The sequence below is a fragment of the Burkholderia sp. HI2761 genome, assembly GCF_002223355.1.
Classification (GTDB): Bacteria; Pseudomonadota; Gammaproteobacteria; order Burkholderiales; family Burkholderiaceae; genus Burkholderia.
Window position 1 is genome coordinate 194,609 of the sequence record NZ_NKFN01000008.1, and the last position, 13,698, is coordinate 208,306.

Genomic DNA, 13,698 nt, shown 5'->3' on the forward strand with positions numbered 1-13,698 from the left:
CTAGATTGCATGCTCGACGACGTTACGCGGTGCGGCGGCTCACGCGCCGGGCGAACGCGCGGCGCCACTGTCTGCCTCCTCTTCGCGCCCGGGGGGCTGCCACCGCCGCTGCGGCCCGTTGCGCGATGCCCGCGCAACGTCCTTCATCCGCATGTCACACAGAGAACAGTCGCATGACACAGTTCAACCGTTCGCCTTCGCGCGCCGCGGCTGCCGCGGCCCGTCCGTCCCGACACGACTGACCGGCAGGCCGCGATGCAGACCACCCCTTCCCCGATCTCCCAGGCCGTTCACAGCACGATCACGCGCACCGCGATCTTTCTCGTGGCGACGATCAATCCCGGTGCCGATCACGCCGACACGATCCGTTCGTGGTGCGGCGACATCGCCGCGCTCGTGCGCTCGGTCGGCAAGCGCGTACCGGGCGGCAACCTCACGTGCGTATGCGGCTTCGGCTCCGACGCATGGGATGCGCTGTTCGGCGAGCCGCGCCCGGCGTCGCTGCATCCGTTCCGCGAATTCGGCGCCGGCCAGCGCGTCGCGGCCGCGACGCCCGGCGACATCCTGCTGCACATCCGCGCCGAAGCGATGGATCTGTGCTTCGAACTCGCGACCCAACTGCTCGGCGCGCTCGGCAGCGCGGTCACGGTCGTCGACGAGGTGCATGGCTTCCGCAATTTCGACCAGCGCGCGATGATCGGCTTCGTCGACGGCACCGAGAATCCGGAAGGCCGCGCAGCGGTCGACTTCACGGTGATCGGCGACGAGGATGCCGAATTCGCGGGCGGCAGTTACGTGCTCGTGCAGAAGTACCTGCACGACATGGCCGGCTGGAACGCGCTCGCGGTCGAGACGCAGGAGCGCATCATCGGCCGCACCAAGCTGGCCGACATCGAGCTCGCGCCGGACGTGAAGCCGTCGTGCTCGCACAGCTCGCTGACCACGCTCGACGAGGGCGGCCAGGAAGTGAAGATCCTGCGCGACAACATGCCGTTCGGGCGCCCGGGCGCCGGCGAATTCGGCACCTATTTCATCGGCTACGCGCGCTCGCCGGCGCCGATCGAGCAGATGCTCGAGAACATGTTCGTCGGCCGCCCGCCCGGCAACTACGACCGCCTGCTCGACTACAGCCGCGCGGTCACCGGCTCGCTGTTCTTCGTGCCGTCGGCCGACCTGCTCGAAGCGCTCGCCGATCGCGCGGCGCCGGCCGCCGGCGCCGCCCAACCGGAAGCCGCGCCGTCCGCACCGCAGCGCGACGGCTCACTGAACATCGGCTCGCTGAAAGGAATCCCGACCTATGAATAACCTGCACCGTGAACTCGCCCCGATCTCGTCGTCCGCCTGGGAACAGATCGAGGAGGAAGTGGCGCGCACGTTCAAACGATCGGTGGCCGGGCGCCGCGTCGTCGATGTTGACGGCCCCGAAGGCGCCGAGCTGTCGGCCGTCGGCACCGGGCATCTGCTCGACGTCGACGCGCCGCGCGAGCACGTGAACGCGCGGCTGCGCGAAGTGCGCACGATCGTCGAGCTGACGGTGCCGTTCGAGCTGAGCCGCGCCGCGATCGACAGCGTCGAGCGCGGCGCGCGCGACGCCGACTGGCAGCCGGCGAAGGAAGCCGCGCAGCGGCTCGCGTTCGCCGAAGACGACGCGATCTTCGACGGCTACCGCGCGGCCGGCATCGTCGGCATCCGCGAAGGCACGTCGAACCGCCGGCTCACGCTGCCGGCGGACGTCGGCGCGTACCCGGACGCGATCAGCGATGCGCTGGAAGCGCTGCGCCTCGCCGGCGTCGACGGCCCGTACTCGGTCGTGCTCGGGTCGGACGCGTACACCGCGCTCAGCGAAGCGCGCGACCAGGGCTATCCGGTCCTCGGCCATATCAAACGCATCGTCAGCGGCGAGATCATCTGGGCGCCGGCGATCAGCGGCGGCTGCGTGCTGTCCACGCGCGGCGGCGATTACGAGCTGCACCTCGGGGAAGACGTGTCGATCGGCTACACGAGCCACACCGACAAGGACGTCCGCCTGTACCTGCGTGAAACGTTCACGTTCCTGATGCTGACGAGCGAGGCATCGGTGGCCGTGGCGCCGCAGGGCAACGCGGCCGCCTGAGCGCGGTTGCCGGCGCGCGATGCCCGCCCGGGCGTCGCGCGAGGCGGCCGCACCGCCGGCCGGCCGCGGGTTCGTCGCCGATCCAGCCCATCTCGCACGGAGGATGTCATGAGCGAATCGAATGACGCATTACAGGCGCTGCAGGCGTCCGTCGCTTCCCTGAAGCAGACGGTCGACGCAAACGCGGGCAGCCAGGCCGGCGACACCGCCGTGCTGTTTACCGTCGTGTCGCTGATGCTGGCCGAGTTGCCGCCCGACACGCGCAACCTGATCGAGGATTCGTTCTCCGTCTGGGCCAATGGTCTGCCGAATGCTGCGCTCTCGGCCGACGTGAAGCAGATCGCACGGCAACGGCTCGCGATGACGCTGACGGACTGATCGCGGTTCACCGCGGTCGCGCGATGTCCGGCGCGTACCGTACACACCGCGCTCGCCTTCGCCGGCCCCACCGCGCGCATCGGCCGCGGGGCGTGCGGGGCGTGCGGGGCGTGCGGGGCGTGCGGGGCCGAACGTAACCGGTTCGCGCCCGCGCTGCGCGTGGCGTCCCGTTTTTCGTTCCGCTTCGCTCCCCGATTGCCGGCTGCCCGCGCCCTGCGCGCCGATGTCGCACCGCGCCGTTCGCCCGTCGTCCTTTACCGCCCCTTTCCCGCCCCCTTCCACCGCAAGCCGCACACGCCGCGCACGCCCGCGCCGCCGTGCGCGCCCGTCTGTACTCCTCGCCGCCGAATCGCGCGCCCATGTGAGGGTGCAATTCACGGCCGGTCCGGCATGGAACTGTGTCTTGGATGGCTCGCGCCGATTCGCTATTTTGAACGCAGTCGAAACGATGCCGCGGGCTCCTCGCAGCACTCGCGCTTTTCGCCCCGATCGCGACCGTGCGCCACGCCGGCGCGCGCGCTGCACGATCGCACGGGTGCGGCACGCGCGCCGCCGCGGTGCGTGTCGTGCGTGTCGTGCGTGTCGTGCGTGCCGCGCATGCGCGGTCGGAACGCGCGAGCGCCGCACCGCATCGGGCTTCACCCTTCGACCCACCTTCACCGACAGGAGCCAGACCACCATGCCCGCACTTTGCGATATCTGTCACGCCCGGCCGGCCGTCGCGCGCGCAACCGTGATGCAGGACGGCGAGCGCAAGACGATCTCGATCTGCGATTACCACTTCCGACAGTTGATGCGGCATCAGAGCATGCTGAATCCGTTCGATTCGCTGCTGGGCGGTGGCGGACCGTCGTCGCTGTTCGGCGGGCTCGGCGACGAATCGCCGCTCGCCGCCGAGATTCCGCGCGAATCGGTCGACCCGACCGACGCGTTCAGCGAACAGACGCTCGAACTGCTGCAGCGCGCGGCCGAGAAGGCGCACGAGCTGCGCCGCGGCGAGCTCGATTCCGAGCACCTGCTGTACGCGCTCGCCGACACCGACGTCTGCGCCGCGCTGCTGAAGGAATTGAAGCTGTCGCCGCAGGACATCCGGTCGTACATCGACGAGCACGCGCACACCGGCACGGCCGCCCCCGATGCGCCGCTCGACAAGCTGTCGATCTCGCCGCGCGTGAAGAAGGCCGTCCAGTACGCGTTCCAGGCGTCGCGCGATCTCGGCCACTCGTACATCGGCCCCGAGCACCTGCTGATCGGTCTCGCATCGGTGCCGGACAGCGTCGCCGGCACGCTGCTGAAGAAATACGGCGTGACGCCCGAGGCGCTGCGCCAGAAGGTCGTGAAGGTGGTCGGCAAGGGCGCCGAGGACGGCCGCGTCGATGCGCCGACCGGCACGCCGAACCTCGACAAGTTCGGCCGCGACCTCACCGCGATCGCGCGCCAGGGCAAGCTCGATCCAGTGCTCGGCCGCGCGCAGGAAATCGAAAGCACGATCGAGGTGCTCGCGCGCCGCAAGAAGAACAACCCGGTGCTGATCGGCGAACCGGGCGTCGGCAAGACGGCAATCGTCGAAGGGCTGGCGCAGCGGATCGTCAACGGCGACGTGCCCGAGGTGCTGCGCGGCAAGCGGCTCGTCGAAGTCAACATCAACTCGATGGTGGCCGGCGCGAAGTATCGCGGCGAATTCGAGGAACGCGCGAAGCAGCTGATCGACGAAGTGACGGCGAAGCAGGACGAACTGATCCTGTTCATCGACGAGCTGCACACGATCGTCGGCGCGGGCCAGGGCGGCGGCGAAGGCGGGCTCGACATCGCGAACGTGCTGAAGCCCGCGCTCGCGCGCGGCGAACTGAGCCTGATCGGCGCGACGACGCTCAACGAATACCAGAAGTACATCGAGAAGGACGCCGCGCTCGAGCGCCGCTTCCAGCCCGTGTTCGTGCCGGAGCCGAGCGTCGAGCAGACGATCGTGATCCTGCGCGGACTGCGCGACAGCCTCGAGGCGCACCACCAGGTGACGTTCGCCGACGACGCGTTCGTCGCGGCCGCCGAGTTCGCCGACCGCTACATCACGTCGCGCTTCCTGCCCGACAAGGCGATCGACCTGATCGACCAGGCCGCCGCGCGCGTGCGGATCGGCGCGACGTCGCGCCCGATCGACATTCAGGAAAGCGAAGCGCAGATCGTGCAACTGAAGCGCGAGCAGGACTATGCGACCTCGCGCAAGCGCTTCGACGAAGCGAAGCAGTTCGAAGAGCAGATCAACGCGAAGCAGAAGGCCGTCGACGAGATGATGGAGGCGTGGCAGCGCAAGACCGGTTCGGAGACGCTCGAAGTGACCGTCGAATCGGTGGCCGAGGTCGTGTCGCGGCTGACCGGCATCCCCGTGTCCGAACTCACGCAGGAAGAACGCCAGAAGCTGCTGAAGATGGAAGAGCAGTTGCGCGAGCGCGTGGTCGGCCAGAGCGATGCGGTGGTTGCCGTCAGCGATGCCGTGCGGCTGTCGCGCGCGGGTCTCGGCCAGACGCACCGGCCGATCGCGACGTTCCTGTTCCTCGGGCCGACGGGCGTCGGCAAGACCGAGCTCGCGAAAGCGCTGGCCGAGACCGTGTTCGGCGACGAGCAGGCGATCATCCGCATCGACATGTCGGAATACATGGAGCGCCACGCGGTCGCGCGGCTGATCGGCGCGCCGCCCGGCTACGTCGGCTACGACGAAGGCGGGCAGCTCACCGAACGCGTGCGGCGCCGCCCGTACAGCGTGATCCTGCTCGACGAGATCGAGAAGGCGCATCCGGACGTCTACAACGTGCTGCTGCAGGTGTTCGACGACGGCCGCCTGACCGACGGCAAGGGCCGCGTGGTCGATTTCAGCAACACGATCATCATCGCGACCAGCAACCTCGGCGCGGCAATCATCATGGACAACCTCACGCAGCCGGAAGCCGCGCGCAAGACCGACAAGGCGATCCGCGACGAACTGATGCAGGTGCTGAAAGGGCATTTCCGGCCCGAGTTCCTGAACCGGATCGACGAGGTGATCGTCTTCCACGCGCTGTCGAAGGACGACATCCGCGCGATCGTGCGGATCCAGCTCGACCGCGTGGTGCGCACGGCCGCCGCGCAGGACATCACGCTCGTGATGGGCGACTCGCTCGTCGCGCACCTGACCGAAGCCGGCTACCAGCCGGAATTCGGCGCGCGCGAGCTGAAGCGCCAGATCCGGCAGACCATCGAGACGCGGCTCGCCAAGGAGATCCTCGCCGACCGGCTGAAGTCGGGCGACCGGTGCGAGATCGACTACGACAAGGACAGCGACGAAGTGAAGTTCAACCGGCTCGCCGCGCCTGGAGCGAAGGAAGCCAAGGAAACCAACGAGGCAAAAGGCACGAAGGACGCGAAGCCGGACGCCGACGGCAAGCTCAAGGCGAACGGCAAGGCCGCCAGGGCGGCCGGCGACGCGAAGCCGGACGACACGCCCGCCGACGCCCCGCCGCCCGCGGCGAAGCCCGGCAAGAAGTCGTCGGGCGCGAAGAAGGACGCCCACTAGAAAAACGCCTGCCCCGCAACGCGGGACACGCATGACCGGCTCCGTCCGCCGGACGGAGCCGCCCCACGCCGCGACACGGCGCAATCGAGCCACCCGCACCGGGCCCGGCCATTGGAGATTCACATGACAAATCGACGCGAAGTGCCAGGCATCAGGAAATACGACGGGCCCGCCGGCGGTTGGGGCGCGCTTCGCGCGACAGCCGATGCGGTACGTACGCAGATGGAAACCATCGAGGCGCCGATCGTGCTGATGCGGACCAACCAGCCCGACGGCTTCGACTGTCCCGGCTGTGCCTGGCCCGACAAGGAACACAAGTCGACGTTCCAGTTCTGCGAGAACGGCGCGAAGGCCGTCACGTGGGAAGCGACGACCAAGCGCGTGACGCCCGGGTTCTTCGCGGCGAACACCGTGTCGTCGCTGCTGCGCATGTCGGACTACGAACTGGAGAACATGGGCCGGCTCACCCATCCGCTCGTCTACGACCGCGCGACCGACACGTTCCGCGCGATCGAATGGGACGACGCATTCGCGCGCATCGGCAAAGTGCTGCGCGCGCTGCCGCCCGAGCAGGTCGAGTTCTACACGTCGGGCCGTGCGTCGAACGAAGCCGCGTACCTGTACCAGCTGTTCGCGCGCGAGCTCGGCACCAACAACTTCCCCGACTGCTCGAACATGTGCCACGAACCGACCAGCGTCGGCCTGCCGCAATCGATCGGCATCGGCAAGGGCACCGTGTCGCTGGAGGATTTCGACCATTGCGAGCTGATCATCTCGATCGGCCACAACCCCGGCACGAACCATCCGCGGATGATGGGCACGCTGCACGAGTGCGCGCGCCGCAACGTGCCGATCATCGTGTTCAACCCGCTGCGCGAACGCGCGCTCGAACGCTTCGCCGATCCGCAGGACATGATCGAGATGGCGTCGTTCGGCTCGACGCGAATCGCGTCGACGTACTATCAAGTCGACGCGGGCGGCGACGCGGCCGCGCTGAAGGGCATCATGAAGGCGCTGCTGCAGCTCGAGGCCGAGCGCGGGGACGTGCTCGACCGCGACTTCATCGCGCAGCACACCAACGGCTTCGATGCATTCTCGGCCGATCTCGACGCCACGTCGTGGGACGACATCGAACGCGCGAGCGGCCTGAGCCAGGCGCAGCTCGAACAGGTCGCGCTCGCGTATGCGAAGTCGAACGCGACGATCGTCACGTACGGGATGGGCGTCACGCAGCACAACAAGGGCACGGCCACCGTGCGCCTGATCGCCGACCTGTTGCTGATGCGCGGCAACATCGGCAAGCCCGGCGCCGGCGTGTGCCCATTGCGCGGCCATTCGAACGTGCAAGGCAACCGCACGGTCGGCATCACCGAGAAGCCGTCGGCCGAATTCCTGAAGAAGATCGAGGACGTGTGCGGCTTCACGCCGCCCGCGCGGCACGGGCACGACGCGGTGCAGGCCATGCAGGCGATGATCGACGGCACCGCGAAGGCGCTGCTGTGCCTCGGCGGCAACTTCGCGGTCGCGCTGCCCGATCCCGAACTGTCGTTCCCGGCAATGGCGAAGCTCGACCTGAGCGTGCATCTCGGCACGAAGCTCAACCGTTCGCACCTGCTGGTCGGCAAGGAAACCTTCATCCTGCCGGTGCTTGGCCGCACCGAGCTCGACATGCAGGCCACCGGCCGGCAGTCGATCACCGTCGAGGATTCGATGTCGATGGTCCATGCGTCGGCCGGCAAGCTCAAGCCCGCGTCGGACCAGTTGCGCTCGGAGCCCGCGATCGTGGCAGGCATCGCGCATGCGACGCTGCCGAACAGCAAGGTCGCGTGGCTCGACCTGATCGCCGACTACGACCGCATCCGCGACCTGATCGACAAGACGGTAGCCGGCTTCGAGGCGTTCAACGAGCGGATCCGCACGCCGGGCGGCTTCCGCCTGCCGCTGCCGCCCACCGAGCGCGTGTGGCCGACGCCGACCGGCAAGGCGATGTTCTCGGTCTACAAGGGCGTGAAGGAGGACGCGGACGTGCTCGGCGCCGAACAGGTGCTGCGCCTGATCACGCTGCGCAGCCACGACCAGTACAACACGACGATCTACGGGCTCGACGATCGCTATCGCGGCGTGTTCGGCCGGCGCGACGTGCTGTTCATGAACGCGTCCGATCTCGTGAAGTACGGGCTCGAACACGGCGACCTCGTCGACATCGAGACGGTCACCGCATCGGGCCGTACGCTGCGCCTCGAGAAGATCACCGCGATCGAGTACGACATCGCGCCGGGCTCGGTCGGCGCGTACTACCCGGAAGCGAACGTGCTCGTGCCGCTCGACTACATCGACAAGGAAAGCGGCACGCCGTCGTACAAGTCGGTGCCGGTGCGCGTCGCGCGCTCGGCGCTCGTCTGATGCCGCGGCAGGCGCACGCCATTTAGTCCGGCGCGCGCCTGCCCGCTTCCTTTCGCTTGCCGCCGCGTCGCGACCGGCGCGGCGGCCCCTCCTTTATCGCGCCGCCGTCGGCGGCATCGTCGCGCCCGTCTGCCGGCGCCGATACGCGCTGTCGCGCGTCGCGAGCCAGTAGTACAACGGCGACGTCAGCAGCAGGCCCACGAGCCACGACAGGTCCGCGCCGCCCAGATGGGCGGGAATCGGGCCCGCGTACATCGGCGTGTTCATGAACGGAATCTGCACGGCGATGCCGATCGCATACGCGAGCAGCGCCTGCGGATTGAAGCGGCCGTAGATCCCGCCGTCCGCCATGAAGATCGACTGGATGTCGTACTTGCCCTTGTGGATCACGTAGAAGTCGATCAGGTTGATCGCCGTCCACGGCACCAGCACGACCAGCAGCGCGAGCACCAGATCGACGAGGTTGCCGACGAAGTTCGTCGACGCGCCGATCGCCGCGTAGCAGCAGGCGACGAAGATCGCGACCGACACCACCGCGCGCGCCTTCGCGGTCGGAATCCATTTGTATGCGAACGTCTGCACCGACGTGATCACCGCGAGCACCGCGCCGTACAGGTTCAGCGCGTTGTGGCTGATCACGCTCAGCAGGAACAGCACGAGCATCAGCGGACCGAGCGGGCCGGTCGCCTGCTTGACCGCATCCATCGTGTCCGCGCCGGCCGGCACCGCGAGCACCGCGACCGCGCCGAAGATGAACGCGAGCGTCGAGCCGATCGTGCAGCCGAGATAGGTTGCCCAGAACGTCGACGCGACGCCGACGTTTTCCGGCAGATAGCGCGAATAGTCCGACACGTACGGCGCGAACGCGATCTGCCACAGCGCCGACAGCGACACCGTCGCGAGCCAGCCCGCGAAGTCGAAGCCGCCGCGCGTCAGGAAATCGGCGGTGCTCACGTGCGACAGGATCATCCAGAAGCCGACGGCGATGCCGATGCCGAGCACCCACGTGCCGATACGGTTCAGGATGTGGATGAACCGATAGCCGACGATCCCGATCAGCCCGGAGCCCACCGCGCCGATCACGATGCCGACGGGGACCGGCACCGACTGCGCGATGCCGTGCACCGACTTGCCCGCGAGCACGATGTTCGATGCGAAAAAGCCGACGTACATCACGGCCGCGATCACCGTGACGAGCAGTGCGCCCCACGAGCCGAACTGCGCGCGGCTCTGGATCATCTGCGGGATGCCCATCTGCGGCCCCTGCGCAGAATGCAGCGCCATCAGCACGCCGCCGACCGCCTGGCCGACGACGATCGCGACGATGCCCCACATCAGGTTCAGATGGAACATCTGCACGCCGAGCGCGCCGGTCACGATCGGCAGCGGCGCGATGTTGCCGCCGAACCAGAGCGTGAACAGGTCGCGCACCTTGCCGTGGCGTTCCGCGGGCGGCACATAGCCGATCGTGTGCTTCTCTATCATCGGGGACGCATTGGGTTGCGCGTTCGTCATGGTGATGTCTCCAGTCCTGCGCGGCGATGCGCGCGTGCCGTGTGCGCCGGCGCGCGTCGGGGTGCGCGCCGGCAATCGGTCCGGATACGCGGGCGCCGCGTGCACGGCCAAGCGGGGACGGATGACATGTCCCGCCGGCGCTACACGCGGCCGCGTCGCGATCCAGGTTGGAGACGATGGTGCGCCACGCCCATCGGGACCGGAAAATACTAAAAATATTTTCGCGACATACGAAAAAGCTCTGCAGCGGAAATTTCGGCGCCGAACGACTTCAGGTAAGGTGCTACGCGAAACCAACAGCATGCGCCCGCGGCGGCACGCCGGGGCCGGGCATCAGAGGTGCTTGTGGCTCACTACACTTTGCGGCAACTGAAATACTTCATCACGACGGTCGAATCCGGCAGCGTCGCCGAGGCATCGCGTCAGCTCTTCATCGCGCAGCCGTCGATTTCGAGCGCGATCAAGGGGCTGGAAGAGAGCTTCGGCGTCAAGCTGTTCATTCGCCACCACGCGCAGGGCGTGTCGCTGACGCCAAGCGGCACGCGCTTTTACCGGAAAGCGCAGGAACTGCTGCGCATCGCGCACGAGTTCGAACAGAACGCGCTCGCCGACAACGACGTGATTACCGGACAGATCGACATCGGCTGCTTCGAGACGGTCGCGCCGCTCTATCTGCCGCAACTGATCGCGGGTTTTCGCGAGCGCTACCCGGGCGTGAACATCCGGCTGCGCGACGGCGACCAGCAGGAATTGGTGCAGGGGCTGACGTCCGGTACGTTCGATCTCGCGCTGATGTACGACCACGATCTCGACGGCACGATCGAAACCGAGCCGCTGATGCCGCCACAGCAGCCGTACGTGCTGCTGCCGGAGAACCACCGGTTCGCGGGTCAGACGCACGTGTCGCTGCGCGACCTGTGCGTCGAGCCGATGATCCTGCTCGACGTGCAGCCGAGCCGCACGTATTTCGTCAGCCTGTTTCACGAGCTCGGGCTCACGCCGAACATCGTGTTCGGCTCGCCGTCGATCGAGATGGTGCGTGGAATGGTCGGCCGGGGCTTCGGCTTCTCGCTGCTCGTCACGCGCCCGCATTCCGAATATACGTACGACGGCCAGCGCGTCGTGACGATCGGCCTCAGCGAAACGGTCAGCCCGTCCGGGCTCGTGAGCGCACGGCTCAAGCGCGGTCAGCTCACGAAACAGGCGCAGTCGTTCGTCGATTTCTGCCGCGAGCGGCTCGCGCAGATCGTCGCTCAATCGGCGCAATCGGCGCAATCGGCGCAATCGGCACAATCGGCACAATCGGTTCGATAACGGCGGCAAGGTCGACGACCGGGAACGGGACAACGCACGCGCCGCCGGGTGCAGCGCGTGCGTGCCGGCCGCCCGTTCAGGCGGCGAGCGAGAGATACGCGACCAGACGGCCCAGCATCGCGTCGCATCCATGCAGTTGTTCGAGCGTGACGAACTCATCGGGCTTGTGCCCCTGGTCCATGCTGCCGGGCCCGCACACCACGGTCGGAATGCCGGCCTGCCCGAACAGCCCGCCCTCGGTGCCGAACGCCACCGTGCCGAACGCGTCGGAGCCGCTCAGCAGCGCGAGCAGGCGCGCGGCCTCGCTGTCCGGCGCGGTCGCCAGCCCCGGATACGCGCCGAGCGGCTGCAACTGAATATCGGTATCGGGCTGCACCGCGCGCATTCTCGGCAACAGTTCGGATTCCGCATAGTCCCGCAGCGTCCTCGGCACGTCGTGCGCATCGAAATCCGGCAGCGCACGCACCTCGAAATCGAACTCGCATTCAGCCGGCACGATGTTCAGCGCGCGGCCGCCCTTGATCAGCCCCGTCTGCACGGTCGAGAACGGCGGATCGAAGCGGCCGTCGTGCCGTTCCGGCCGCGCGAGCGCCGCGCCGATCTCGCCGAGCCGGCCGATCAGCTTCGCCGCATAGTCGATCGCGTTGACGCCCGACGGCGCGTAAGCCGAGTGGCATGCGGCGCCCTTCACGTGGCAGCGCATCGCGAGCTTGCCCTTGTGACCGAGCACCGGCTTCAGTTCGGTCGGCTCGCCGATCAGGCACAGCCGCGGACGATGTTCGCGCGCGGCCAGATGTTCGAGCATCGGCCGCACACCGAGACAACCGACTTCCTCGTCGTACGAGAACGCGAGATGCACGGGCAGGCTCAGCGGCCGCGCGACGAACGCCGGAACGGCCGCGAGCACCGACGCGATGAAGCCCTTCATGTCGGCGGTGCCGCGGCCGTACAGCCGGCCGTCGCGCTCGGTCAGCCGGAACGGCTCGACCGTCCACGCCTGCCCGTCGACCGGCACCACGTCGGTATGCCCCGACAGCGCGACGCCGCCGCGATCGCGCGGGCCGATCGTCGCATACAGGCTCGCCTTCGTGCGTTCCGCGTTGTAGAACAGTTCGCTTTCCACACCGAAACACGCGAGCGTGTCGCGGATGAAGGCGATCATCTCGAGGTTCGAATCGCGGCTGACCGTCGCGAAGCCGATCAGCCGTTCGAGCAGCGCCCGGCTCGACGGATCACTCATCGCCCGGCACTCCGTAGCTCGGCGCGGCGGTCGGGTTCAGCGCGCGCGTCTGGTAGTCCTGCATCTGCGGCCGATATGCGCGCCACAACGCATCGAGCTGCCCGATCGGATCGGCATCGGCCCAGTCGACGCGCAGGTCGACGATCGGCCAGGTCACGTCACCGGCCACCTTCAACGCGGCCGAATGCACTGGGCCGGCCTCGCCGCCGGCCGCCATCGCCGCGTGCATCGCGGCCATCAGCCGATCGGCGAGCAGGCCGGACGCCTGTTCGAAGGCCCGCACCATCGCGTCGATCACGGCTTGCGCGGCCAGCAGATTGCCGGCCGCCACGCATTGTTCGCCCTGCACCGCGTGATGCGTGCCGAGCGCCTCCTTGCCGGTGAAGCATGCCGTCTGCCCCTGCGCGTCGATCGCCGTGACCTGCCTGTACTGGCTCCAGCCGTTCGCGCTCAACGCGCGGTCGAGCGCCGCGGCAGGCGAAAGCTGCTCGTGTTCGATCAGGTCGAGGGTTTGAGGCCCAAGCGCCGGCAGCGTGATGTTCTGCGTCGCGACAGCGCCGACGCCCGCGCGCATCCACGGGCAGCGCGCGCCCACCGCGATGCTCGACGAGCTGATCGCGATCCCGAGCTGGCCCGTCTCCGGGCAGCGCCCGACGATGGAGAAAGTCATGTCGCCTCCTATGCGCGGTTCGGCTGCCAGTTGTCGGGGATCACCGCGATCACGTCGATCTCCATCAGCCACTGCGGCTGGCCGAGCGCGGAGACGACGAGCCCCGTCGAGATCGGATAGACGCCCTTCAGCCACTTGCCGACTTCCCGGTACACGGGTTCGCGATAACGCGGATCGATCAGGTAGGTCGTCGTCTTCACGATATGCGTGATGTCGCTGCCGGCTTCCTCGAGCAACTGCTTGACGTTCTTCATCGCCTGCTCGGCCTGCGCGCGCGGATCGCCGAGGCCGATCAGATTGCCGTCGAAATCGGTGCCGACCTGACCGCGCACGTAGACGGTGTTGCCGGCCCGCACGGCCTGGCACAGGTCGTTGTCGAGCGTCTGGTTCGGGTAGGTATCCTTCGTGTTGAACATCCGGATACGCGTATGGGTAGGCTGGCTCATCGAGATCCTTCGAGTGTCGGTGGGGTCGCCCGCCGCGCCGGAAGCAGTCGCGGCGCGGCGGGATGGGTCAGG

General features: G+C 68.0%; 10 protein-coding genes. 6 read left to right on the forward strand and 4 right to left on the reverse strand.

Annotated features, from left to right (window positions below):
* Nucleotides 1–255: 255 nt before the first annotated feature.
* The 5 genes from CFB46_RS30865 to CFB46_RS30885 all read left to right on the forward strand — a co-directional run bounded on the left by CFB46_RS30865 (nucleotide 256) and on the right by CFB46_RS30885 (nucleotide 8,441).
* Complete coding sequence (locus CFB46_RS30865; RefSeq protein ID WP_027786052.1) at nucleotides 256–1,305, forward strand: Dyp-type peroxidase; 1,050 nt, start codon at nucleotides 256–258, stop codon at nucleotides 1,303–1,305.
* On the forward strand, nucleotides 1,298–2,113 hold the full coding sequence (locus CFB46_RS30870; protein ID WP_027786053.1) for a family 1 encapsulin nanocompartment shell protein: 816 nt from the start codon (nucleotides 1,298–1,300) through the stop codon (nucleotides 2,111–2,113). Before CFB46_RS30865 ends, CFB46_RS30870 begins: the two co-directional genes overlap by 8 nt.
* Nucleotides 2,114–2,221: 108 nt before the next feature.
* Nucleotides 2,222–2,491 carry a hypothetical protein gene (locus CFB46_RS30875; RefSeq protein WP_027786054.1) on the forward strand — a complete coding sequence of 90 codons (270 nt, stop codon included), beginning with the start codon at nucleotides 2,222–2,224 and terminating at the stop codon, nucleotides 2,489–2,491.
* Nucleotides 2,492–3,170: 679 nt separating this feature from the next.
* Complete coding sequence (locus CFB46_RS30880) at nucleotides 3,171–6,038, forward strand: ATP-dependent Clp protease ATP-binding subunit (protein ID WP_027786055.1); 2,868 nt, start codon at nucleotides 3,171–3,173, stop codon at nucleotides 6,036–6,038.
* Between the two features lie 123 nt (nucleotides 6,039–6,161).
* Nucleotides 6,162–8,441, forward strand: coding sequence for an FdhF/YdeP family oxidoreductase (locus CFB46_RS30885; protein WP_027786056.1), 2,280 nt, complete (start codon nucleotides 6,162–6,164; stop codon nucleotides 8,439–8,441).
* A gap of 93 nt (nucleotides 8,442–8,534) precedes the next feature.
* Here the strand turns inward: CFB46_RS30885 and CFB46_RS30890 are convergent, their stop codons facing one another.
* On the reverse strand, nucleotides 8,535–9,956 hold the full coding sequence (locus CFB46_RS30890) for a purine-cytosine permease family protein (protein WP_027786057.1): 1,422 nt from the start codon (nucleotides 9,954–9,956) through the stop codon (nucleotides 8,535–8,537).
* Between the two features lie 345 nt (nucleotides 9,957–10,301).
* On the opposite strand from CFB46_RS30890, the gene CFB46_RS30895 reads away from it, so the two are divergent.
* Complete coding sequence (locus CFB46_RS30895; RefSeq protein ID WP_051421428.1) at nucleotides 10,302–11,270, forward strand: LysR substrate-binding domain-containing protein; 969 nt, start codon at nucleotides 10,302–10,304, stop codon at nucleotides 11,268–11,270.
* Between the two features lie 76 nt (nucleotides 11,271–11,346).
* Here CFB46_RS30895 and argE read toward each other — a convergent pair whose 3' ends face one another.
* From argE to CFB46_RS30910, 3 genes are read right to left on the reverse strand one after another with little or no spacing between them, the layout of a single operon-like run.
* Nucleotides 11,347–12,510: an acetylornithine deacetylase gene (gene argE, locus CFB46_RS30900; RefSeq protein WP_027786058.1), complete on the reverse strand. Its 1,164-nt coding sequence runs from the start codon at nucleotides 12,508–12,510 to the stop codon at nucleotides 11,347–11,349.
* Complete coding sequence (locus tag CFB46_RS30905; protein ID WP_027786059.1) at nucleotides 12,503–13,180, reverse strand: DUF1028 domain-containing protein; 678 nt, start codon at nucleotides 13,178–13,180, stop codon at nucleotides 12,503–12,505. Before CFB46_RS30905 ends, argE begins: the two co-directional genes overlap by 8 nt.
* A gap of 8 nt (nucleotides 13,181–13,188) precedes the next feature.
* Complete coding sequence (locus tag CFB46_RS30910) at nucleotides 13,189–13,626, reverse strand: RidA family protein (protein ID WP_027786060.1); 438 nt, start codon at nucleotides 13,624–13,626, stop codon at nucleotides 13,189–13,191.
* Nucleotides 13,627–13,698: the final 72 nt, after the last annotated feature.